Source organism: Halopseudomonas nanhaiensis, assembly GCF_020025155.1.
In the GTDB taxonomy this organism is placed as follows: domain Bacteria; phylum Pseudomonadota; class Gammaproteobacteria; order Pseudomonadales; family Pseudomonadaceae; genus Halopseudomonas; species Halopseudomonas nanhaiensis.
This window is the reverse complement of sequence record NZ_CP073751.1, coordinates 2,325,881-2,349,304: the sequence shown is the minus strand read 5'-3', so window position 1 is coordinate 2,349,304 and position 23,424 is coordinate 2,325,881. Positions and strand designations below refer to the sequence as shown.

Annotated in this window: 21 protein-coding genes; 6 read left to right on the top strand and 15 right to left on the bottom strand. The window is 61.9% G+C overall.

Features of this window, described 5'->3' with window-relative positions:
- Positions 1-292 precede the first annotated feature (292 nt).
- Positions 293-604, top strand: coding sequence for a con-10 family general stress protein (locus KEM63_RS10555; RefSeq protein ID WP_223655861.1), 312 nt, complete (start codon positions 293-295; stop codon positions 602-604).
- 42 nt (positions 605-646) lie between these two features.
- Here KEM63_RS10555 and KEM63_RS10550 read toward each other — a convergent pair whose 3' ends face one another.
- The 3 genes from KEM63_RS10550 to KEM63_RS10540 form a co-directional block, all read right to left on the bottom strand.
- Positions 647-868 carry a hypothetical protein gene (locus KEM63_RS10550; RefSeq protein WP_223651444.1) on the bottom strand — a complete coding sequence of 74 codons (222 nt, stop codon included), beginning with the start codon at positions 866-868 and terminating at the stop codon, positions 647-649.
- A gap of 73 nt (positions 869-941) precedes the next feature.
- The gene (locus KEM63_RS10545; protein WP_223651443.1) at positions 942-1,883 is read right to left on the bottom strand and encodes an alpha/beta hydrolase; all 942 of its coding nucleotides are present in this window, start codon (positions 1,881-1,883) and stop codon (positions 942-944) included.
- The gene (locus KEM63_RS10540) at positions 1,867-3,336 is read right to left on the bottom strand and encodes a flavin-containing monooxygenase (RefSeq protein WP_423747858.1); all 1,470 of its coding nucleotides are present in this window, start codon (positions 3,334-3,336) and stop codon (positions 1,867-1,869) included. Before KEM63_RS10540 ends, KEM63_RS10545 begins: the two co-directional genes overlap by 17 nt.
- A gap of 162 nt (positions 3,337-3,498) precedes the next feature.
- On the opposite strand from KEM63_RS10540, the gene KEM63_RS10535 reads away from it, so the two are divergent.
- Both KEM63_RS10535 and KEM63_RS10530 read left to right on the top strand, forming a co-directional pair.
- Positions 3,499-3,786, top strand: a complete 288-nt coding sequence (locus tag KEM63_RS10535) for an ORF6N domain-containing protein (RefSeq protein ID WP_223651441.1) — start codon at positions 3,499-3,501, stop codon at positions 3,784-3,786.
- 114 nt (positions 3,787-3,900) lie between these two features.
- Positions 3,901-5,523, top strand: a complete 1,623-nt coding sequence (locus tag KEM63_RS10530; protein ID WP_223651440.1) for a methyl-accepting chemotaxis protein — start codon at positions 3,901-3,903, stop codon at positions 5,521-5,523.
- A gap of 30 nt (positions 5,524-5,553) precedes the next feature.
- Here the strand turns inward: KEM63_RS10530 and KEM63_RS10525 are convergent, their stop codons facing one another.
- Positions 5,554-6,525 (bottom strand): ribonuclease Z, encoded by a 972-nt coding sequence (locus tag KEM63_RS10525; protein WP_223651439.1) that lies wholly within the window; start codon positions 6,523-6,525, stop codon positions 5,554-5,556.
- A gap of 156 nt (positions 6,526-6,681) precedes the next feature.
- Between KEM63_RS10525 and KEM63_RS10520 the strand changes: the two genes are divergently transcribed.
- Complete coding sequence (locus KEM63_RS10520; RefSeq protein WP_223651438.1) at positions 6,682-7,785, top strand: alkene reductase; 1,104 nt, start codon at positions 6,682-6,684, stop codon at positions 7,783-7,785.
- A 45-nt stretch (positions 7,786-7,830) separates the two neighbouring features.
- Here KEM63_RS10520 and KEM63_RS10515 read toward each other — a convergent pair whose 3' ends face one another.
- Positions 7,831-9,108, bottom strand: coding sequence for a glycoside hydrolase family 5 protein (locus KEM63_RS10515; RefSeq protein ID WP_223651435.1), 1,278 nt, complete (start codon positions 9,106-9,108; stop codon positions 7,831-7,833).
- A gap of 446 nt (positions 9,109-9,554) precedes the next feature.
- Between KEM63_RS10515 and KEM63_RS10510 the strand changes: the two genes are divergently transcribed.
- Entirely contained in the window at positions 9,555-10,298 is a 744-nt protein-coding gene (locus tag KEM63_RS10510) for a Mut7-C ubiquitin/RNAse domain-containing protein (RefSeq protein ID WP_223651433.1), read from the top strand.
- Between the two features lie 9 nt (positions 10,299-10,307).
- Here the strand turns inward: KEM63_RS10510 and KEM63_RS10505 are convergent, their stop codons facing one another.
- From KEM63_RS10505 to KEM63_RS10485, 5 genes are all read right to left on the bottom strand, one after another.
- Entirely contained in the window at positions 10,308-10,649 is a 342-nt protein-coding gene (locus KEM63_RS10505) for a YajD family HNH nuclease (protein ID WP_223651432.1), read from the bottom strand.
- A gap of 33 nt (positions 10,650-10,682) precedes the next feature.
- Positions 10,683-11,381: a spermidine synthase gene (locus tag KEM63_RS10500; RefSeq protein ID WP_223651430.1), complete on the bottom strand. Its 699-nt coding sequence runs from the start codon at positions 11,379-11,381 to the stop codon at positions 10,683-10,685.
- A 67-nt stretch (positions 11,382-11,448) separates the two neighbouring features.
- Entirely contained in the window at positions 11,449-11,586 is a 138-nt protein-coding gene (locus tag KEM63_RS10495) for a hypothetical protein (RefSeq protein ID WP_223651428.1), read from the bottom strand.
- Between the two features lie 43 nt (positions 11,587-11,629).
- Positions 11,630-12,952, bottom strand: coding sequence for a sensor histidine kinase (locus tag KEM63_RS10490; protein WP_223651426.1), 1,323 nt, complete (start codon positions 12,950-12,952; stop codon positions 11,630-11,632).
- Positions 12,949-13,623 (bottom strand): response regulator transcription factor, encoded by a 675-nt coding sequence (locus KEM63_RS10485; RefSeq protein WP_223655860.1) that lies wholly within the window; start codon positions 13,621-13,623, stop codon positions 12,949-12,951. Before KEM63_RS10485 ends, KEM63_RS10490 begins: the two co-directional genes overlap by 4 nt.
- A gap of 251 nt (positions 13,624-13,874) precedes the next feature.
- On the opposite strand from KEM63_RS10485, the gene KEM63_RS10480 reads away from it, so the two are divergent.
- On the top strand, positions 13,875-14,345 hold the full coding sequence (locus KEM63_RS10480; RefSeq protein ID WP_223651424.1) for a hypothetical protein: 471 nt from the start codon (positions 13,875-13,877) through the stop codon (positions 14,343-14,345).
- Between the two features lie 9 nt (positions 14,346-14,354).
- Here the strand turns inward: KEM63_RS10480 and KEM63_RS10475 are convergent, their stop codons facing one another.
- From KEM63_RS10475 to KEM63_RS16965, 5 genes are all read right to left on the bottom strand, one after another.
- Positions 14,355-16,148, bottom strand: coding sequence for a mechanosensitive ion channel family protein (locus tag KEM63_RS10475; RefSeq protein ID WP_223651422.1), 1,794 nt, complete (start codon positions 16,146-16,148; stop codon positions 14,355-14,357).
- A gap of 120 nt (positions 16,149-16,268) precedes the next feature.
- Positions 16,269-17,747 (bottom strand): efflux transporter outer membrane subunit, encoded by a 1,479-nt coding sequence (locus KEM63_RS10470; protein WP_223651421.1) that lies wholly within the window; start codon positions 17,745-17,747, stop codon positions 16,269-16,271.
- Positions 17,744-20,791, bottom strand: coding sequence for an efflux RND transporter permease subunit (locus KEM63_RS10465; RefSeq protein ID WP_223651418.1), 3,048 nt, complete (start codon positions 20,789-20,791; stop codon positions 17,744-17,746). Before KEM63_RS10465 ends, KEM63_RS10470 begins: the two co-directional genes overlap by 4 nt.
- A gap of 3 nt (positions 20,792-20,794) precedes the next feature.
- A complete protein-coding gene (locus KEM63_RS10460; protein ID WP_223651416.1) occupies positions 20,795-21,871 on the bottom strand; it encodes an efflux RND transporter periplasmic adaptor subunit in 1,077 nt (358 codons plus the stop codon).
- 159 nt (positions 21,872-22,030) lie between these two features.
- Complete coding sequence (locus KEM63_RS16965) at positions 22,031-23,344, bottom strand: methyl-accepting chemotaxis protein (RefSeq protein WP_223651413.1); 1,314 nt, start codon at positions 23,342-23,344, stop codon at positions 22,031-22,033.
- Positions 23,345-23,424 lie beyond the last annotated feature (80 nt).

Here is a 23,424-nt window from a genome sequence, read left to right as displayed (position 1 = left end):
TGGCCAGTCCAGCGCGGGTGGAAGAGAGTACCTACGTCACGGTTTGAGCCCAGCGAATCAGCGCTTCGCCAGGGTCCGATTGTGCGGCGCCACTCGCGCAGCCTGATCAAGCAAAATGAGGCAGGTGGCCGACATGTCGGCACGATATTCCTCCGATATCATATTGATTTTAATGAGAAAAATACCGTCCGTCGGCCACTGGTCACACCACGAAACTTTGACGATCCAGATCCCCTCCATTGTGCGAAGGCGCCTGATACTCAGGCTGCTTTTTCCACAAGTGGAGGACATCATGACCAACGATTCCAAAGGCAATCCAGGCAACTTCGCAAACGATCGCGAGAAGGCTGCGCAGGCCGGTCAGAAAGGCGGTCAGAATAGCGGGGGCAACTTTGCCAACGATCCGCAACGCGCGTCGGAGGCTGGCCAGCGAGGCGGCCAGAACAGCGGAGGCAACTTTGCCAACGACCCGCAGCGCGCGTCCGAAGCAGGCAGCAGGGGCGGCCAGAACAGCAGCGGCAACTTCGCCAATAATCGCGAAAAGGCCTCTGAAGCCGGCAAGAAAGGTGGCCAGAACAGCCACGGCGGCGGTCGAAACAGCTGATCGCCAAAGCGGGGGCGGGCGCTCCCGCTTTTCTTTTGTATCTCAGCGCTTGCCCATCGAGCGGCGCGTGCCCTTCGGCGCCATGCCGATGCGCTTCTCATGATGCGCCGTGCTGTTTCGGTTGTGCCATTGCGGCGACGCCTTCTTCTTCTCCAGCGCCTCATTCGAGAACAGCGATTTCATGTCGAGCCGTTTGGCTATCTGTTCTGCAGTGCCATCAACTTCTTTTTCGACGGTGCCAGCAGCATTGGGTTCGGTGTGCATTGGAGAATCGATCTGGTGTAGGGGCGGCGAGTATACCGGGTCTCGCAGCGGTCGGCGCGTAATTGTCGGCCATTCATCCGACTGACTTTCGTACAGTCCGATTGAGAAATTCGACGATGCGATCCACTGCGTGGTCAGCTGCCTGAAACACACCGGTGTTGACCTGGAATACATGCCAGAGGCCGGGATACAGCTCGAGCTGTACTTTCACCCCCGCAGTACGCGCTTTTTCAGCCAACCTGAAGCTGTCGTTAAGCAGCATCTCCTCTTCGCCCACCTGAATCAGCAGGGGTGCCAGACTGGACAGATCGGCATTAATTGGCGATAGCCCCGGTGCGTCTCGCGCTACGCCGGGCGGGCAGTACGCCCGAATCGCTTGCTCGATCCAGCTGAGGTTCAGTAGCGGGTCGCCCGCGGACGGCGCATGCAGCTGGTTAAAACTGAAATCGACCACTGGAGATAGACACACCAGGGCGGCGGGAGCCGGCATGCCCAGCTCACGCAGACGCAGCGCGGTGACCAGCACCAGGTTGCCGCCAGCGGAGTCACCGGCCAGCGCGATCTCCGTCGGTTTAAAACCTCTGGCTAGAAGTGCCTGAAACGCAGCGACGGCATCGTCACGGGCTGCTGGATAAGGGTCCTCCGGCGCCAGCCGATAGTCCAATGCACACACGCTCACGTCACCGCGCGCGGCGATGCCCGCACACAGGGTGCGATGGGTCGCCGGAGAGCCGATCAGATAGGCGCCGCCGTGCAGATACAGAACCACCGGCGGGCCACCGGAATCCGGTCGATGCCATTCACAGGGGCGTCCGGCGATTCGCTCGGCACTGCGGCTCACGCCTTTGGCGGTCGGCATGCCACTGGTCATGAGCCGTAGCACTGCGCGCTGGGTAGCGATCGGTACGGGCGGACGGATCATGCCGCGAAACAGCGACTTCATCGAGCCGCGCAGAATGGCCCGAAGCAGCGGTTGATCGGACGCCGGAGCAGTGTAATCAGCGGGCACATTCATAATCGGATACCTCTGGTGTGCGGGTCAGCCGTCGATAGGCGAACGTGTAGCCTGGCCAGTTGTTGGTCTGCTTGCCGTCGGCAGTCTGATACCAGCTCGTGCAGCCGCCGCTCCACACCGTGGTGCTCGCTGCCTTCTGAAGCTCGACATTGAAGGCCTCCTGGGCCTTGCGCTTGACGTCCATGTAGCGAAAGCGGTGATGCTGCAGTATTGCCAGGCAGCCAAGCACATAGCGGAACTGGCTTTCCAGCATGTAGACGATCGAATTGTGGCCCAGATTGGTGTTGGGGCCATAGAGGATGAACAGATTGGGAAAGCCGCTGACGCTGATGCCTTTATACGCCTCCGCGCCGGTTCGCCAGACCTGATTGAGTTCCAGGCCGTTGCGGCCAGTAATGCGCATCGGAGCCAGAAACTCCGTGGCTGCGAAGCCCGTGCCGTAGATCAGAACGTCAGCGTCATATCGGCTGCCCTCCGCCGTACGCACCCCGCCCGGCTCGACGGCTTCGATGCGCTCGGTGACAATCTTAACGTTCGGCCGGTCGAGCGCAGGGTAGAAGTCATTGCTTATCAGAATGCGCTTGCAGCCGATGGGGTAGTCGGGCACCAGTCTGGCGCGCTTGAGCGGGTCGGTCACACCGCGCTGCAGATTGTTATAGAAGGCTTTTTCGGTTGACTGCATCAGCTTCGGGTAGCTGATAAAAGCCAGCGCACGGGCTTCATGTGCGAGGTACTGCAGCCCCCGCGCAGCCCGCTGCAGGGCTGGCCAGGCTCGCAAACGCTGATGCTCGGTGCTGGTGTACTGGCGGTCGGCCTTGGGAATGACGTACGGCGCGCTGCGCTGGAATACCGTGAGCTGGCTGACCGTCGGCGCAATCTGCGGAATGAACTGGATAGCTGACGCACCGGTGCCGATTACTGCGACCCGTTTGCCGGCAAGATCGACGTCATGGCGCCATCTGGCCGAATGGAAGGCTTCGCCGGCAAAGCTGTCGAGGCCGGGAATCGAGGGGTACAAGGGGCGGTTGAGTTGGCCGCAGGCGCTCACCAGCGCGCGAGTTGTCAGCGCCGTACCGTCCGTGGTGCTGACATGCCAGAGGCCCTCAGGCTCGCTGAACCGCGCTTCGACCACCTCGCATCCCAGTCTGATGCGCGGACCCAGATGATACTTGCGCACGCAGTGCCGGATGTACTCGTGGATCTCGGCCTGCCTGGCATAACGGGTCGACCAGTCCGGTTTAGGCTCGAACGAAAACGAATACAGATGCGACGGCACATCGCAGGCAGCACCCGGATAGCTGTTGTCGCGCCAGGTGCCGCCGACGTCATCGGCCTTTTCCAGAATCAGATACTCGCTGATACCGGCCTGGTCGAGTTTGATACCCAGGCCCAGGCCAGCGAAGCCTGCCCCGATAATCACCACTGCCAGCGGCCTTGCCGATGTGTTGTGCACGTCCATCGTCCGCTCCCGTCGTATCGATCCTGCGCAGCGCTCGGCTGCGGTCTCCGTGAATACTAACCGCAGCGGCCGAACGGGTTAGCCCCTCCGATGGGGGAGGCTTCGGGGAAATGGCCGAACGGTTACACTGTCCTACCACGCTACGAAGGCCAGACGATGACGGCACCCAGTTTCATCCGCTACGCCAATACCGATACGTTGAGCCTGCGCCAGCTCGACGAGCTCAACGGCGTCCCGAAAGGAACGAGCTTCCGCGCATTCAAGGCCTGCCGCGAAGAGCTGGTCGAAGGGGAGGATTACTTTCTCCTGCAGGCCGACCGCCACGAAGGTCTCATCAACGAGCTAAAGGCTGCCAACTGCACCTACGCCACGACGGTGAACCTCATCCTGTTGACTCGCGCGGGTTATCAGCGCATGAGAGCGGGTAGCGGCAAGAGGCCGTAACCCGCTGAAATGTATAGGTAAACTTTTGTATATTGACTAAAGGTCTTGATCGTTGCGCCGATACATGAGCGAAACCCGTCTCCGCTCTCTCGGCCTAGTGCCACTGGAACCGTCATGCTTAGCAAGTCGATACGTGCCCGTACCCTGGCGCTCTTAGCCGGTAGTCTCACCCTGCTTCTAGTCATCGCTTTGGTCAGCTTCAGCGTACTGTCCTCCAAGGTCGACGCGTACATGCACCTGGTGCAGGGACCGCTGCGCGCTAGTGAGCTCATCGATCGAGCCAACAGCCAGTTCAAGACTCAGGTGCAGGAATGGAAGAACGTATTGCTGCGGGGGGGAGATCCCGCTGCGTTCGACAAGTATTGGGCGGCGTTCCAGCTACAGGAGCAGAATGTTCAGGCCACGCTGGGCGACCTGGCCGCGCTGCAGGGCATTCCCGTCGAGGTCCAGGCTGCTGTTGCGCAGCTTCGAGTTGAGCATTCGCGGCTCGGCGCCGCGTATCGCCAGGGCCGCCAGGCGTTCATCGCAGCGGCTCACGACCATCAGGCGGGGGATAAGGCTGTAAAAGGCGTCGACCGCGCAACATCTGAACAGATGGCGCTGCTGGTTCAGTCGCTGCGTGAGAGCGCGGACCGGGAGGCAGTTCAGATAGCACAGAGTGCTGACCGGGCAATGTTGCTGGGAATCCTTGTCATGGTGCTGTCCGGTATTGCCTTGATCATCATCAGCGGTTGGCGAATCGACCAGGTACTGGTAACGCCCATCCGCTTGCTAATCGAGCGTATCGATGCGCTCAGCCGCGGTCGGCTCGGTGAGCAAATCATGACAAACCGCAGCGATGAACTAGGACAGTTGACCGGTGCCGCCAACAGGCTGCGCACGTTTTTAGGCGAAACCTTCCACCAGTTGCAGAGCAGCGGTGCCGAGCTTGATGAGGCGAGTGGAGCATTGAACTCTGTCGCGACCACCATGGGAGCGGGAACTCGAGAGCAGTTCAGCCGAACGGACCAGGTTGCCACGGCGATGGAAGAAATGTCTGCCACCGCGCAGGAAGTCGCTCGTCATGCTGCAGCGGCGGCCAGCTCGGCCGATGGCGCCGACCAGGCCGCGCAGCACGGGGAGGGTGTGATGCAGGCTACTGTGATTTCGATCACCAGAATGCGCGAGGAGATTGCAGCGACAGCGGCGGTCATCCAGCAGCTGGAAAGCGACAGTGGCCGAATCGGTCAGGTGCTCGATGTCATTCGAGGCGTTGCTGAACAGACCAATCTGCTGGCGCTCAACGCGGCCATCGAAGCAGCACGCGCCGGGGAAGCCGGCCGTGGATTCGCCGTCGTTGCTGACGAAGTGCGGACCCTCGCGCAGCGAACCGCGGCGTCCACTGCTGAAATCAATCAGATCATCGGGGCGGTGCAGCGAGGCGCAGTCGACGCTGTCCATGCAATCGACGCAGGCCAGAAGCTCAGCGAAAAAGGTCTGGAGGAAGTAATCCAGGCCGGCGCGGCGCTGCGCCAGATCACCGAAGCAGTCGAGGCGATCCGAGAGATGAACCGTCAGATCGCCACCGCCGCAGAAGAGCAGAATGCGGTAGTTGACGACATGACACGCAACGTCGCGCAGATCAGGGATATTGGCGAGACCAATCAGCAGAACGTCGGCCGCACTGCCGCTGCAAGCGAACGACTGCAAATTATCGCCGCCAATATGGCAGAGCTGACCGCCAGAATCCTGCGATAGGCAAGGCACGGTCCGCAAGGCATGTGTTGGTCACCCCGGCGGACCTGCCAACTGTTCGACTCGCCCATCGCGGCCCAGGCGGTAGCGAGCCAGATCCTCAGCGAGAAACAAGCGTCCGCCGTACACCGATGATGCTTCGCAGCGCAGGTCCTCGATCGATGGGCTGCGCTCGGGGTTTGTCTGATAGCGGGCGCTGAAGTGCGTCAATAGCAGATTGGGGATCGTCATCGCTTCGGCAAAGCTGGCAACGGAGATGGCGGTGCTGTGTCCGAAGTGGGTCTTCCCTCGGGCAGCGATATCCTGTGTATAGGTCGCCTCATGGACCAGCACATCCGCTGAGCGGCACAGGTCGCTCAGAAGCTCCGGTCGGTCGTTATCGCCCCCTACGACGATGCGTCGCGGAGGTCGGCCAAACGTCAGATACTCCTCGCTTCGCAGCCTTCGGCCGTCCAGTACGGCATCCTTCCCTCGAGCCAACTCGCCCCAGATGGGGCCTCGCGGCACTCCGCTTCGGACCAGCTTGTCGACATCGAGCTTCGGGTCGGGCCGGGTCTCGGTAAAGCTGTATCCAAAACAGGGTACACGATGAGACAACTCACCGCGTTCGACGTAAAGACTGACGTTGCGCCATTCGGCGAGTTGCTCGGTTGCGTGAAAGCGCAGCTCGAATGGCAGATGTGTGTGCGACATGCGCAGTGTGGCAAGAATCCAGTTTTCTATGCCCGCTGGCGCGATGATGTCCAGTGGTTCACGGCGGCCCGACATACCGGCACTCGCGAGCAGGCCGGGCAAGCCGTAGCAGTGATCGCCGTGCACATGCGTGATGAAGATCGCCGTCAGGCCATGCAACGAAAGCGGAGTGCGAAGCAACTGGTGCTGCGTGGCTTCGCCGCAATCGATCAGATACCAGCGTTTACCGGTCTCTTCAATCAGCGCCAGGCCGCTGACATTGCGCGAGCGGGTGGGTGTGCCTGAAGACGTGCCAAGAAACAACAGATCCATGAGGGCTCGCTCATTTGAACTAACAGCACATTGCTGCTTCGGATGTGGTTGAAGCGGCAGGTACCAGGAATGACGTCAGCTCAGTCTACCCTCGTTGCAACCGCTGCGAGGCCGTTCCATTGGTATCATGGCCCGAAACCACCAAGGAGTTGCTCCATGCCCCAGAACGCACTGCTCAAACCCGTCAGACTCGGACCCCTGGACCTGCCCAACCGTATCGTCATGGCGCCACTGACCCGCCAGCGCGCGCTGCAGCCCGGTAATGTGCCTGGGCCGTTGAATGCCGAATACTACGCGCAACGGGCCAATGCCGGGCTCATCATCAGCGAGGCTACACAGATCTGTCCGGAAGGGCAGGGCTATGCATGGACGCCGGGCATTCACAGTCAGGAACAGGTTGAAGGCTGGAAGCAGGTTACTGACCGGGTTCACCGCGCAGGTGGGCGGATTTTCATGCAGCTCTGGCATGTCGGTCGTATCTCGCATCCGCTCCTGCAACCAGGCGGAGCGGCTCCGGTGGCGCCCTCGGCCATCCAGGCTCAGGCCGATTGCTTCGTTGTCGAGCCGGACGGTTCTGCGCACAAGGCGCGTACTGCCATGCCTCGCGCGCTGGAAACATCGGAGATCGCCGGCGTTGTGGAGGCCTATCGTGCAGCGGCAGCCAATGCCATGGCCGCCGGGTTTGACGGGGTCGAAGTGCATGCGGCCAATGGTTACCTGCTCGATCAGTTCCTCTGCTCGGACAGCAACCAGCGTACCGACCAGTACGGTGGCAGCCTGGAAAACCGTGCTCGCCTGGTACTGGAGGTGATCGACGCGGTCATTGCCGAGGTGGCAGACAGCTCACGGGTAGGTATCCGTCTTTCTCCGATGGGCACCTTCAACGACGTTCATGATGCTGATCCGACGGAAACCTTCAGCTATCTGCTCCAGCAGCTGAATGACAAAGGTCTGGCCTATGTTCATGTAAACAAGCCGGACTGGGCAGGTGGCACCTATGAGGGATTTGACGAGCTGTATCGCTCGCTCAGAGATACTTACAGCGGCACGATGATCCACTGCGGAGGCCACACGGCCGAGTCGGCTGAAGCGACGATTGTCAATGGCGAAGCGGATCTGGTGGCGTTTGGTCGTGCCTATATAGCCAACCCGGATCTGGCGGAGCGTATAGAGGTGGGAGCAGACTGGAATGCGCTGGATGGCAGTACGCTGTATGGCGGCGGCGCGAAGGGTTATACGGACTACCCGACGATGCGCTGAAGGAGCAAAAAAAAGCGGGCAACCAGAAGGTTGCCCGCCAAAGGTTCATGCACTCGGACCGTAGTCGGAACAGTTGCCCTTGCCCAGATACTTTTCCAGCAACTTCCACTGTCCCTTGTCCGTGCCGTCCTTGTACGGCTCGGCCGACAGGGTATAGCCGCCCCAGGCCCGGCCAGCGGCCCAGTAAGTCATCGGTATGCAATTCTGCTGCAGGTAGCCCAGCAGGTTATCCATCGCCTCCAGGTAGCGCGGATCGTCCGGAATGCCGGACTCGCCGATCTGCCCGCGCTTGCCGTTCTTCTTCAGCCAGTTGATGAAAGGCGTGGCCCGCTTCACACCGACCATCGGATCGACCGTCAGATCCGTGCTGTATTTCTGGCCGCTCGCATCGGAATCCAGATAGAGGTGGGCGGAGAACACCAGATTGTCCATCGGATCGTTCAGCTTCAGCAGCTCGTTGCTGTGAGTTGCCCAGCGCGCGGCGCTTGACCAAGACATGCCTTCCACATAGATAGGGCGCTGGCGATCGTACTTGCGTACCCCGTCGATGCCTTTTTGCGCAGCCACCAACCAGGTCTTGTCGGCGTCACCGTACGGCTCGTTCATGATGTCGTAGGCGTACAGCGAGCTGCGGCCCTGCCATCTCTTGGCAATCCGCTCCATCAGGTTCTGGTAGGCGGCATAAGGAACCTCAGCGCTTCCTATCACGTTCTTGCGATACCGGCCATAGTTATGAATGTCCAGGATGATCGCCATGTTCGCCCTTGTAGCCTGGGTAAACATAGTATCGATAAGACCGGCGTAAGTTGGGTCAAACTCGCCATTGAGAACCGGCTGCAGGCGCTCCCACTTGATAGGGAAACGCACGGATTTGACTCCTTTCAAACTCCACTTATCAAAATCACCCTCTCTCGGGAAGAAGTAGTGAGTATTATGTTTCCCGGGCAACTCGCTGCTGGTAAACTCGGCACCGGCGATGTTTAAGCCGATAAGTTCAAGCATGCCGGTGCCAAGATTCGGATCTTTGTTAACTACGTTTCCGGTGGAGCCGGAACTGGTATTGCTGCCGCTTTCGCCAGTTCCGGAAGTGGCACCCTGGGACGGCGAAGGACTGGTCAGGGTCGGTTGAGTTGGAGACTCGGTAATCAGCTGCAACGGCTGCTCTTCAGTGACAGTCTGGGTAGGCTGAGGGCCGCTGCTGGTGGTGCTTCCACCGCCGCCACCGCCACCGCCGCCGATACAGCCCTGCAGGCTGCCTGCTGCCAGAGTGAAGGCGAGTATCGATAGCCAGCGCCGGGCAGAATTCCGAGTTCCGAGAGTCATGAGTAGATCCTTTTTTATGTAGATCGCAGCGGGGCAGGTACTAACGAACTCCTGCCAAAACGCTCCTGTGTTACGTTGATGTGAAGTGGGCAGGTGCGATCTTATTTAAAAAAAAATTAAAAAAAAGGGAACTACGTAATGTTTTTGAGGTCGCTGCCGATATTGGCGACGAGCGGTTTGAGTTTATATAGCCTTTGATATTCAAATGATACTTTATGGCCACTATTCTTTAGTTTAAACTTATCGGTCAATAAGTTGGCACTTTCAAGTTACACTTCTCAAAACGTCATTTCGTTGACTATGTGGTCAATGTGGTTGTCCACTTTCATATAATTGTTTCATGTTTTCTTAACTTTCTACGCATTGTCAGCCGTTAGTGGACTCGACTGACGGCGCGCCTGTCGGACAGCACCGCACAAGCTCGCCATTCCTGCCATAGTGGTGCCATGACCACCGCGATTTTCTGCTTCAACGCCAGGCTTAATCGCTTCCTCGCAATGGAGCACAGGGCGCATGCGTTCAGCCGGCGCTGCGCTCGGCATGCGAGCGTGAAGCACATGGTCGAGGCGCTCGGCGTGCCGCACACCGAGGTGGGGTTGGTCGTTGTAAACGGGGCGGCAAGCACGCTTGACGCAGCGATCGGCGACGGAGACCGAATCGACGTGTTTCCGTGGGGCCCGGCATGCCTTGCACCGAACTCCAACGATCCTTATGCCGGTACGCCGCGGTTCGTTGCCGACTCGCACCTGGGCGCGCTAGCGCGCTTGCTGCGAATGACCGGGTTCGACACCCTCTACGACAACTGTTACGACGACGCCGAGCTCGCAGCGCTTGCCTGTCGCGAGCATCGGATCGTGCTTACGCGGGACCGTGAGCTGCTAAAACGGCGTGTGGTCCGGCTTGGGTGTCACGTCGACGCCATCGAACCTCGTGAACAGCTGGTTGAAGTGCATCGGCGTTTCGACCTGCGAGGACGCATGCGGCCCCTAAGTCGTTGCCTGGGTTGCAACGTGACATTTCGGCGGGTAGACAAACGTGACGTGCTCGATCGTCTGCCGGAGCGGGTGATTGCGCGGCACGATGCCTTCTTCGTCTGTGATGCCTGTGAGCGAATCTTCTGGGAGGGCACGCACTGGGTGAACATGCGCCAACTCATCGACCGCCTGGTCGGATCAGCTCATGAAAAATGACTGAAGCGGTCAGTCGCCGTCGGGCTTGCGCAGCAATGCACCCAGCCCTTCGAAAGCCTTATGTGTGGCCGGCCTCGTTTGCGGGGAGGCGGTCGACGACTCGCTGAAATACTGCTGATCGGTGTAACGGGCGTGTTCGTTATCGTGGCAGAACAGACATAGCAGCTCCCAGTTCGAGCCGTCTTCGGGGTTGTTGTCATGATTATGGTCGCGGTGGTGCACGGTCAGCTCGCTGACGCGCTTGCCGGTAAACTCCCGTGCGCAGCGACCGCACACCCAGGGATACATCTTCAGCGCCTTTTCACGATAGCCCGCTTCGCGGTTTCGGCGATCACCATGGGACGACATCATCGACTCCTCGTCTGTACGGCTTGAGTGTAGCGCTCAGCCGGGTCCGGAGGAGGACTTTTTCGTTCCGATCCAGATCGTATGCCTGGCTCCACGATTGCCGTGCGCATACACCTGGACCTGCTCGGTGCTGAAACCGGCCTGGACGAGGCGGGTGGAGAACTGGCGATCCATGCTGGCTGACCATACTGCCAGCAATCCGCCCGGGCGAAGGGCCCGTGAACACGCAGCGAGACCGCCCGCCGAATATAGCCAGGTGTTGTGCTGATGGGTCAGCCCCTCGGGGCCATTGTCAATATCGAGCATGATCGCATCGAAGCTGGTCGCAGATGCCTTGAGCACATTGACCACATCATCGTTGATAAGCTTGGTGCGGTTGTCGTTCAGCGGTAAACCGGCGCGCTCGCCCAACGCGCCGCGGTTCCATTCGATGACGCCGGGGACCAGTTCCGCAACGCTGACCGTTGCGTCGTCACGCAGCTGCTTGAGCGCGGCTGCCAGCGTAAAGCCCATCCCCAGTCCGCCGATCAGCACCCGAACGTTCTGGCGCGAGGCAATGCGTTTACAGGGGATCTCCGCCAGCGCATCTTCGGAACCATGCATGCGCGTATTCATCAGCTGGCCGCCCTTGCCGCTCTGCAACTTGACGACGAAGTCCTCGCCATACTCGAACAGGCAGAGCGCTCCGCCGTCGTTGGGAATCGGAGCGGTATCGAGCAGGACGAAGCGTTTCATTGGCGAGCCGTTCGGGGAGGGGCCGCAGAGTATGCCGAGAATCGAAGCGTCAGGCCACGCCGACGATTCAGCCGCGCCGTGGGGAATCCTGGTTCATCTCGAGTTTGCCGGTCGGCTCCGAGCGCTTGCAGATTGCGCCGCGGCGCAGCCAGCGGCAGCGGATACGTTGTCTGGAAGCATGTTCTGTGGTCTGTGCATCGATCATGGGAATCTCCTGAAAAGGTGCGGGTCCTGCCCGCTTGTGCCCACTATCGCCGATGCACCGTTAACGAGTGGTTAACATCCTCGGCGACGGGCTCTGCCGGCGCCGGCATCTCGATCAAGGTGACCTCCACGCGGCGTCCAGCACCAGCAGGCTCATTCAAGTAGTCCCAGCCGAGCCGCTCGGTAAAGCGCTCGGTAAGTTTCAGGCCTAGCCCGAAACCGGTATCGGCGGATGTTTCTCCTGCATCACGCGGCGTGTTGACGATCCGCACGAAGCCGCCGCGCTGAAATATTTCCACCGTACCCTCCCGAGTATGCTGGAACGCATTGCGGATCAGATTGCCGAGCACAATGCGGGTCGGCGATTCGGGCAGATACTGTTGGGATGCGGACAGATCGAGGCTCAACTGCACCCCGGTTGAGAGCAGATAGCGCAAGCCGTCGACCAGCTCGGCGATCAGCTGATCGAGACGAATGTCGCTGGAAGGGTGCGTAGCGCGGTCATCCCGGCCCAACCACAGCAGCGTCTCGGTCACGTTCTTCATGGTCAGGCTGGCACGATCAATACGATTGACGATTTCCGTTTCCCGCGGATCCGGTGCGTGAGCTGATGAGCTCTGGATCTTCCGCAGGAGCTCCACATTGTTGCGTACTACGCTGATGGGCGTTCGCAGCTCGTGGCTGGTGTGGCTGAGGAACGCCTGCTCGCGCTGCAGCCCCTGCTGCGCGGTGTCCAGGCTGTTGCGCATCAACTCGGCGAACCGGTTCAGCTCGGGGTAGACGAAGTCCGGCACGGGCTCGTTGAGGTTGCGCTCGTTGAGGCCTGCGGCCCAGCTTCCCAGCGCTGCAATGGGTGTGGAAATCCTCCTCCACAACAGAATCACGACCAGGCCTACGACCAGGGCACTCCCCAGACCAATGAGCGCCAGATTGACCAGCCGACCCTGTGCCGGGGACAGAATACCGGCCATGCGGGGCGGAGAAAGCAGCTGCTGGGTGACAAAGCGCTCACCCGCTGGCGTAGCTTGCCTGACCGCGAAATACAGCCGGCCAAACTGTTCATCCCCACCGACGTGGGCCTTGTACAGCTTGCCCATGTCGGAGGGCTCGTCGCCAAAGGCTTCCCGGATCACTGCTGGCTGCTGCGCCCAGGTCCGGGTGACCACGTATTCCTCGCGTGGGCCGGGCACGCCGAGCTGATACGCTACGCTCTGCATCGCCGCGCGGCCCAGCTGACCAGCCATGATGTTGTCCATGCCGCTGACGTAGGAGCGCGCAGAGATGAAGGTGTACCCCGCGACCAGTGCCAGACCGAGCGTCAGCAGGGTGATCAGCACCAGGCCCTTCAGCCCGAGCAGGCGCATCATGGCGCCGGCTCCCGTATGACGAAGCCGTAACCTGCAACGGTGTGCAGCAGTGGCTGGTCGGCATTGCCGTCGAGCGATTTGCGCAGATGGTGCATGTGCACCTTCAACGCGTTGCTGTCGGGTGCATCCTCGCCCCAGACGGCCTGCTCGAGTTTCTGCCTGGGCAGCGCCGAAGGTGATGCACGCAGCAGCGCCTCGAGAAGCTTCCAGCCAATCGGTGATACCTTGAGTGTGACACCGGCGCGGGTTACTTCATGGGCAGTGAGGTCCATTCGCAGGTCTGCACACTGCAGCATCTTCACCTGGCCGCTGCGGCGGCGGGTCAGGGCGAGGAGACGCACCACCAGTTCCTGCAGTTCGAAAGGCTTGACCAGAAAGTCGTCGGTACCGGCGCGAAACCCTTCGAGTTTGTCCTTCAGCTGATCGCGTGCAGTGAGCATCAATATGGGCACATCGTTACCGTCCGCGCGCAGCTGCTGACACACGCTGAGCCCGTCGAGGCGGGGCAGGTTCAGGTCGAGCAGCATGGCGTCGTAGTCATTGTCCTGACCAAATTTCAACGCGGTAACGCCGTTGTCGGCGTGGTCGCAGCGAAATCCTTCCAGTTCGAGATACTCCATGACGGTTGCCGCGAGATCGCGATCATCCTCAACCAGCAAAATGTCCAGCATGCCTTCACCGCCTCGTTGTTCATGCACGGCCGGGGCATCCGGTCCTGCGCGTCCGCCCATCATCGGCAGCGTTGTGCCGGCGATCAAGCGCGGCAGGGTAAATCGTTCACGGTTAAGGCGTGGTTAACCTGGTTCTGCAACCGCGGGGCGAACAAAAAACGAAGCTTCGGCTTAACCGCTCATTAACGGTGCTACCCCCATTGTGCAGGCATCGGGGCCCGTCAGCGGTCCGCGTACAGGAGATTTTTCACATGAACGACGTCACTACCGCACAGGACTCATCACCAGGCTCTACCACCAATGAGCTGCGATTGGAGTGGAGCGCCGCCGGCGCCTGCGCGCAGACCTGGCGGCCCGATGCCCAGGCTCCATACCGCGTGACATGGCGTATTTCTGGCCAGTCCGTTCCCGCCGCGGCCATCAATCGTTGGCATGGCGCCTGGGCAGCGCGCAGGCTACCCGGCGTCACCGGAGGTCGATTGGCGGACATGCATGCCGCGTTGTATGTCGTGACGGCGATCAACGCCGTGCCGACCGTCGCAACAGCGCGCTCGCGGCCGTCCGCCGGCTGGTTCTGGATGAGCCGTGGCGGTTACGGCCGGCAGCGTGTTTCGGCTGCCGAGGCGCACCACCTGATGGGCAGGCTGACCCGGCGTTCCCGCCGCCTGATTGGCAGGGCCGGCGCAGTACTTATCCTGTCTGGCGCGGGGCTGAGCGTCTAATCCGATGTGTCAATTGCGCAGACTGCTCGAACCCGGCGGGGGGTAGACGATGCTGCCCTGCAGTTCGCTGACCCGCTCCGGCTCGAAGCGCGGAAGAGGCATATCTCCAGCCTCCCGCCACTGCTGGACCTTGTCTTCGGCCGCACGCACGACGTCTTCGGACGGCCCCGAGTCCGAGGCGAGATAGACGGTCTGAGACGGAAAGGCGAAGCCGGTGCCGCTTTCCTTGACGATGTCGGCGATGCGCAGATACAGATCCTCCTGCACTTCAAGAAAGTCGTCGTAGTTGCTCGCCAATACGTAGGCAAAGATCTCGAGATTTACCGAGATTGAGCCGAACCCGGTAAAGCGTACCCGGGCGGGATCGGGGTCGACCCGGGGGTGGGCGTACAGCATCGAGCGAATCTCCACCAACAGGTAGCGGATCTGGTCGGGGGTGGTTTCGTACCTCAGGCCCAGCGCCGGGTGGAACCAGAACCGATCACGGTGGGCATAGTTTTCGATGACGCGCGCCGACAGGTCGCCGTTGGGAATCACCACCATGGTGCGATCCAGCGTGCGGATGCGGGTCGAACGCATGCCGATCTGCTCGATGGTTCCGACGATGTCACCCACCTTGCAGAAGTCGCCAACGCGCACGGGTTGGTCGAAGATCAGGCTCAGGCCACCGACCAGATTCTCCACCGTTTTCTGTGCGCCCAGCGCGATTGCAATACCGCCGATACCCAGCGCCGCCAGGCCGGTGGTCACGTCGAAGCCGATGATGTCCAGTACACTGATGGTCCCCAGTGCGACCAGCAGCACCTTGAGACTGCGTCGAAAGAACATGATCGCCGACAGGGCGCCCATGTTCGCTCGGCGGGTCATGCGCGACTGCAGGGCGCTGGCGATCACATCGACCAGCCGCCAGGCAAGCAACAGGATGGCAAACCAGGCAACCAGTACCGTGACCTGGCTGAAATACTGACGCACGATGATCGAGATGCCAGCGCGCTGCGCCGACGCAACGAAGATCATCACCGCCAGATAGACCTGAACTGGCAAGGCAAACGCCTGCACCAGACCCTCGGGATAATCGGGAAAGCGGCGTTTCAGAATACGCCGCGCCGCGCCGGTCACAGCCGCCACGATGAGCCGGCTCAGCATGTAGGCCGCAACGGCCAGCGTTACCATGGCCAGCCAGTGCCCGATCGGTACACCCTGCCATTTGCGCTTGATCAGCACGCTGGGCAGCAACTGGTCCACCGTCGTGTGCATGTCTTCGTCGAGCGTCTCAGGGAGGTATTTCAGGGTCTCCGAGGAGATCCGCCATAATGGCTCGTCCGTCTCCTGCGTACGCTCGAGATACAGCGGCACCGTTTCACCGGCCAGCGCCACCGACCCGATGCGCTCCATGTGCGGCGCCAGGCCATCGTTCAACTTGCCCTCCGGCTGTTCGCTCAGGGCCACCGAGGGCTGGACGTCGCCCCCCTGGTCCAGGGCAATGCGCAGACGGCGGGCGATTTCTGCTCCGCCCTGACGCGCAATTCGCCGCGGCAGGCCGGTCAGATCCAGGTATTCGGCGGCCTCGTCATAGCTGTCTTCGGCCATCGCATGGATATAACCGCTGAAGGCGCCGCGCGGTGTGGTGCGCCCGAGCGGGTCGGCCGGCACCTCTGGCGCGTCGGCTGCCTCCTGTTCAGCAGGATCTGTCTCGCCGGGGGTTTGCGCCGCCAGGGGAAGGCTGGTGAGGCATGTCATGACGAGCAGCAGACGCAGCAGCGAACGGAGCGAAAGGTGGCGACAGGTTGTGAGCATAGGCATTGTGGTGTTCCGGCAGAGCGTGACGGCGCAGGAGATGTGCTTGAAACAGAGACCGCCCGGTGGCCCGATTAGCTCCCCTGCGTCGAGACCGAGCGGGCCGGCGCCAGACGGATCGCAGCGTTATCGGCTCGCACTCGCGGCTGCAGTGCCGGGTTCCGGCCCCTGCCAACCACCCCCCAGGGCGAGATACAGCGCGACCTGCGCGGTGGCCAGAGCTGCCCGTGCTTCGACCACCTGGCGTCGCGTTTCGAGTGCCCCACGTTGCGCATCGAGTACCTCTGCCAGGTTCGCTTCGCCGAGTTCATAACTGCGATGAGCCAGGGCCTGGGCCCGTTCCCGGTGTGCGAGAGTGCGCTGCAATGCCCTCTGACGACGGCGTTGCCCTTCAACGTCGACCAATGCTCCCTCGACGTCCTCCAGCGCCTCGGCGATCGCCTGCTGGAAAGCCAGATAAGCCTGCTCGCCGGTGACGTCTGCCTGGGCTATTGCCGCCTGCCGGCGCGAGTAGTCCAGCAGTGGCAGGGCGAAGGTCGCACCGATGCGGGCGAAATTGGAGGCAGATGAAACAGCATCGCCCACGGCGAGGCCCGAGCGGCCTGCCGCTGCCTGCACGGATAACTGCGGGAAGAGGTCCCGGCGTGCCGCCAGGCTTTGCAGGTCCGCGCCCTGCAGGCCCGCCGCGGCGGCAATCAGGTCAGGTCGCCGGCGCAACAGATCGATCGGTTGGCCAGGTGCAATGGCTTCGTCGGCGATTGGGATGATTGCGCCCGCGCCGCCGCGCATCCGTGCGGCAGTCGTGCCCGGGGGCACAGCAAGCAGCGTATCCAGGGCCAGCTGCGCTTGCGCCAGGGCGGCTTGTGCCTGATGACGCTGCGCGACTATCGATTCGCGTTCTGCAGCGCTCGCTTCGACGTCCAGCCGGGTAACCTCTCCGGCTTCGAACAGCATTCGGGAGATATGCGCGAACTGCCCGGCGACCTGTTCGCCTTCTTCAAGCAGCGCCAGTTGCGCCTGCATGGAACGGATACGGATATACCCCTGCGCTGCGCCGCCAGCAACGCTCAGTCGCGCTGCGATCGACTCTGCCTGCGCTGCGCGTACCTGCTGGCGGGCACCCTGCGTCCGTGCCCGATTGGCTCCGAACAGGTCCACCTGCCAGCTCGCTTGCAGAGCCAACTCCCACATGTCGATCGAGACGCCCTCGTCGAGATCGAGGTCGAACTGCTGGAGTTGCTCACGGGCGGCTGCCGGCGGATCCACATCGATCCATTGTCGACTGGCCGAACCGGGCAGGTCGAGGACCGGAAACAGGCCCGCGCGGGCCTGTCGAAACTGCGCCCGGGCAGCCTCGATGCGAAGCATAGCCAGCTGTGCGTCGTAGTTGGCCTCCATCGCCCGTGTAACCGCTGCCGTGAGCTGCGGATCATCGAATCGATCCCACCAGCGTGCCAGGGCCGTCGGTTCAAGCGACGCGCGCTCGCTGGCGTGGAACCAGTCGGGCGGCAGCTGCGGGGTCTCATGTTGCGGCGCAGTCGAACACCCTGCCAGATACAGACTCAGGACAGATGACACCAGCGTGAAGCAGATGCGACGGATCATGCCGTTTCCTCCTGGCGCACCCGCATCAATATTGCGTACAGGCATGGCACCGCGAGCAACGTCAGCACCGTGGCAAAACTCAGCCCGCCCATGATGGTGACGGCCATGTTGGCGAAGAACGGGTCGAACAGCAGCGGCACCATGCCCAGCACCGTGGTACCGGCGGCCATCGCCACCGGGCGCAGGCGCGAGGCGGAGGCTTCCACGATGGCCGTCATGCGCGGCACGTCCTCGGCGATCTGCCGGTCGGTTTCGTCCACCAGCACCACCGCATTCTTGATCAGCATGCCGGTCAGACTGAGCAGCCCGAGCAGCGCCATGAAGCCGAAGGACTGTCCGGCCAGATGCAGGCCAACGCTGACCCCAATGATCGACATCGGTACCACCGCCCAGATCATCAATGGCTGGCGTACACGCCCGAACAGCAGCACGGTAATCAGCATCATTCCCAGATAGGGCAGGGCGATGGTGCCGATCAGAGCCGCCTGCGCCTCGCTAGACTGCTCGTGATCACCGCCCCATTCGAGGGTATAGCCAGGCGGCAGATCGATCGACTCGATGATCGGGCGGATGCGCTGGAAGGCGGCGTTGGTGTTTTCCCCATCGCGCGGTTCTGCACGTATGCCGATGGTGCGCTGACGATCGAAGCGACGAATCAGGGTGTCCTGTGGTTGAACCTCGACGCCATCGGCTACCTGCGCCAGAGGCAGATAACTGCCGCTGGCCGGGCTCCAGATCAACCGCTGCAACAGGCCGTCCGGCTGCAGTCGATCCTCGGCACTGGCGCGTAGCAGGATCGGAATCAGCTCGTCTTCTTCGCGGAACAGGCTGACCTGCGAGCCTTCGCTGGCGACTGCCAGCGACCGCGCCACCGATTGCCGGGTCAGCCCGGCCTCGGCAAGGCGGTCCAGATCCAGCAGCGGCCGAAGGACCGAGACACGCTCGCGCCAGTCATACCGCACATTGATGACCTGACCTTCGGTTTCCAGCAGGCGAACACCGGTCTCGGCCAGCTCTCGCAGCGTCTCGATGGACGGCCCGCTGATGCGGGCTTCGAGCTTGGCCTCCGGGTTCGGCCCGAACAGAAATTGTGTCGCCGCGACGTCCATCGCGGGATAACGGCTCGGCAGTTGCTGGTTGAGCTCCCGTACCAGAGATCCGATGGCTTCTGCATCCTCCACGCGCACCAGCAGGTGCAGCAGCGACGAGTTCGGTTGTTCTGGCGTATAGGTGAGCATGAACCGCGACGCACCGGCGCCGACAAAGGTCGATACGTCGGTGACGCCATCAAAGGATTGGACGAAGCTGCGCACGTCTTCCGCTGTTCGGCTGGTATCCCGAATGTGTGTGCCCTGCGCAAGGAATCCGGTGACGTAGAACAAGGGTGTGCTTGAGGGCGGGAAGAAGCTCTGCGGCAGACGGGAAAAGGCGAAGCCGCTGGCCACTGTCATGAGCACCAGCGCGACCACGGTTATCAGACGAAACCGCAGGACGAACCGGGCGACCGTCCGGAAGCGATCATACAGCGGGCCGGAGTAGCTCTCAGCCCCGTCAGCCTCGGCGTCAGAGCGATTGCCTAGCAGCAGCTCGCACAGCAGGGGGACCACCAGCAGGGCGATGATCCAGCTGAGCAGCAGCGAAACCGCGATGACGTAGAACAGCGAGAAGAGAAACTCGCCGGTGGTGTCCTGCGACAATCCGATGCCTGCGAAGGCCAGGATGCCGATGATCGTCGATCCCAGCAGTGGAATCTGCGTCTGCTCGAGGGTCTTGCGGGATGCCTCAAGAACGCTCAGCCCGCGCTGGCGTTGCACCAGTACGCCGTCACAGACCACTACTGCATTGTCCACCAGCATGCCCATGGCAATGATCAGTGCTCCGAGGGAGATGCGTTCCAGCTCGATGCCGCCGATCCACATGACCAGCAGCGTCCCGAGTACTGTGAGAAACAGCACGGCGCCGATCACCAGCCCGGCACGCAGGCCCATCGCCAGGCAGAGAACGCCAACGACGATGCCCACCGAGAGGAACACGTTGAGCGCGAAGCTGTTGACGGAATCGTCGACCACCCGGTGCTGTTGATAGATCGGATGCAGGGTCGCGCCCAGCGGCATGTTCGGGGTTTCGGCCTCGATGGTCGCTTCGACTCGCTGTCCGACCTCGACGATGTTGCTGCCGGAAATACCGCTTATGCCCAGGGTGATGGCCGGCTCGCCATTGAAGCGGACAATCTGTGCAGGGCGCTCGGCATAGCCGCGCTCGATGGTCGCTATCGAGCCGAGACTGACGGTGGCCTGACCGCGTCCTACCGGGAGCGCGCGCAGGGTGTCGAGTGTGTTGAAGTCTCCGCTGGGGCGCAGCCGCACATACAGTTCACCTGCGGGCACCCCACCCGCGTCCACCACCGCATCCGCGTCCGCCAGCGCAGCGACGATCTCTTCCGGCGACAGGCGCAGGGCAGCCAGGCGGGCTTCATCGACCAGCACGCTGATGCGCTCTTCCTGCTCCCCTGCCAGCTCCACCTGACCGACGCCTTCGGTGGTCAGCAGTGCCAGCCGCAGGGACTTGGCCGTGTCGTGCAGTTCACGCAGCGTCAGGCCCTCACCGGTCAGCGCGTAGTACACGCCGAATACGTCGCCGAAATCATCGTTGACGACAGGCGGCGGCGCGTCCGGCGGCAGATCGCCGCGGGCGCCGTCCAGCTTGTTGCGCAGCTCATCCCATATCTGCTCGAGCTCGTCACCGGTGTAGCGATCCTGAATTTCGACCTGAATCTCCGACATCCCGGGCATGGATCGGGAGCGGATCTCCTTTACCTGCGTCATCTGCTGGATAGCGGTTTCCAGCGGCTCGGTGATCTGCTGCTCGACCTCCAGCGCCGTGGCGCCCGGATACTGGAGGTTGACGATAGCCTGCTTGATGGTGAACTCGGGATCTTCCAGACGCCCCATTTCAAAGAACGCCATGGTGCCGCCAACCAGGCACAACAGGACCAGAAGCCAGACATTGACCGGCTTGTAAATGGCGTAGCGCGCGAAGTCCATGGGTCAGCGACGCTCCTGCGCGCGGACGCTGAGTCCGTCGGAGAGCTGACTACCTCCGGCTACGATGACCGCGCTCCCTCGTTCAAGACGCTCACCGCGAATGACCACGTACTCCTCGTGCAGGCTGACTACCTCCACGTCGCGTCGTTGCGCCTGGCCATCAACGGCTATCCAGATGAAGTGATCGCCAGCGGGGGAGCTCATCAACGCCGAGAGCGGTACGCGAAACCCTTGGGATTCGTCGGTTTCCTGCGCAGCAGGCCGGTTCAGGCGCACCCGCACGGCCATCCCCGGGAGCAGGGTGTGCCCCGCCGGCGGCTCGCCCTGGAGTACCAGTTGGTAGGTGCGCCCGCCGGGGGAGGGCTGGGTGCTGTGCTCCTTGTAGCGCAGTTCGATGCTGGCTCCGGAGGTGACCAGTTCGCCTTCGGCCTGCAGTGTCCGGTCGAGCGGCAGCGCGGAGGCCGCCGTCTCCGGAAGATCGACACGCACCTCGATTGGGCCGTCGCTCTGGATCGACAGCACAGGCGTACCGGCTGAAACGACCATTTGTGGCTCGACCAGTTGCGCGGCGACGGTGCCGGGAAAGGGGGCCTTCAATGTGGCATGTCCGAGATTGCGCCGGGCGGTGTCGCGTGCAACCTGAGCTGAAACGACCTGCGCCTGCAGCTGCTCGACAGCCGCCGGAGCAAGGATGCCCTCAGTCTGAAGCGTCCGCTTGCGCGCCAGATCAGCCTCCAGCTGTGCCACCCGTGCTTCGGCTTCGCGCAGCTGCAGTTGATAGTCGGTGCTGTCCAGCTCGGCCAGTGGCTGGCCACGTTCGATCTGCCCGCCCTCGTCGATCAGAAACCGCTCGACGCGTCCGGGGACCTCGAAAGCGAGCTGCGAAGACTCCGCGCTGCGCACCACGCCAGCAAAGCGCAGCGGACCGCTGGAGGCATCGGCTGGCTGAAGGGATTGCACCAGGGCTACACGGGGAGGTGCGTCGGCCGGGCCTTCCTCCGAGGAACAACCGGTCGCGAGCGCAGAACAGACAATCAGGGGACACAACAGCCGGAAAGCGGAGACGTTCGTAAGTGACATCCATGATCCTTATCGAAGGCGGTGGGCAAGGGGCGTTCAGATGCCTATCGATAGGGCCGTTGCAGCGTGTAAAAGTTCACCAGTGGGACAGTTTTGCAGGAATATCCGTCGGCCTGCTGAAGGTGCTGTGACGCATCACCTTCAGCGGTTGCGCACGTATCAGCTGAGCTCGTTGGCGAAACGCTGGACCGCGCCTACCACTTGCTTGGCGCCCGTCTGGATCTCCACGATGACGGTACCGGCCTGACTGGCCAGGGCCAGACCCTGAGCAGCCTGCTCCCGGCTGGTCGACATGTCCCGGACCGCTTCATCGGCCAGCGTCCGGTTCTTTTCCACCACGCTGACGATCTCTTCGGTGGCTGCGCTGGTCCGACCAGCGAGTTGACGCACTTCGTCCGCTACCACGGCGAAACCGCGTCCCTGTTCACCGGCCCGCGCCGCCTCGATGGCCGCATTGAGCGCGAGCAGGTTGGTCTGCGCGGCGATGCCGCTGATGGTCTGTACGATCGAGTTGATCAGCAATGATTGCTTGCCCAGCGCTTCGATACTGTGGGTCGCCGACTCAACCTCTGCAGCGACGCGTTCCATGGTCACCACAGTGTCCTTGACCACCGCTGCACCGCGTTCTGCGCTCGCATCGGTCTGTCGGGAAATGTCATAGGCGATCCGCGCCGCCTCCCTGACTTCCTCTTCCCGGGCCACCTGGTCGCTGACGACGCTGGCGAACTTGACGATCTTGTACAGATTGCCTTCGGCGTCGTAGACCGGGTTATAGCTGGCCTCCAACCACACGTCGCGGCCGCGACTGTCAATCCGTTGAAAACGGCTGGAGATGTATTCGCCGCGGTTGAGGGTCTGCCAGAAGGACTTGTACTCCTGTGACGAACTCAGCGCCGGGGTGCAGAACATGCTGTGATGTTTGCCAACGATCTGCTGAAGCGAGTAGCCCATCCCCTGCAGGAACTGCTCGTTGGCAGTGATGATGGTCCCGTCCAGCTTGAACTGGATGACGGCTGTCGAGCGGATGAGCGCCTTGATGAACTCCTCGTTTTCCTTCCCGCTCTGGATGTCCCGAGTCACCTCCCGCGCATGCCCCTTGATCGACTGCAGCCGGCCGTTCTGATCGCGCAACGGGAACCAGTCGATGTGCAGCCAGACCAGACTGCCGTTGCTGTGAATGTAGCGGTAGTCGTCGGCGATGGGTTCGAATCGGGCGATCGCGGCGCGGAAATTGTGGAAGCAGGGGAGCTTCGCCACGTAGGAAGGGACCAGTTCGGACAGGGGGCGGCCCTGCAATTGGTCGGCCCGATAACCAAGTGCGCGGGCAAAGTTGTCGTTGACCGAGGTCACCCGGACCTGCGCATCGAGCTCGATGAGCAGGGCATGGGCATTCATCTGGTCTGCCAGCTGCCGTGCCATGAACAACTCCGCTTCCTGGTTCTGCAATTGCTTTTTCAACTGATGATTGAACATGGCGATCTCTGACAGTGGGCATGCATAGGCTGCTATCGGCCCGGGCTGCCGTTTCTCTACCTCGTCGGCCTTGCCCGGAT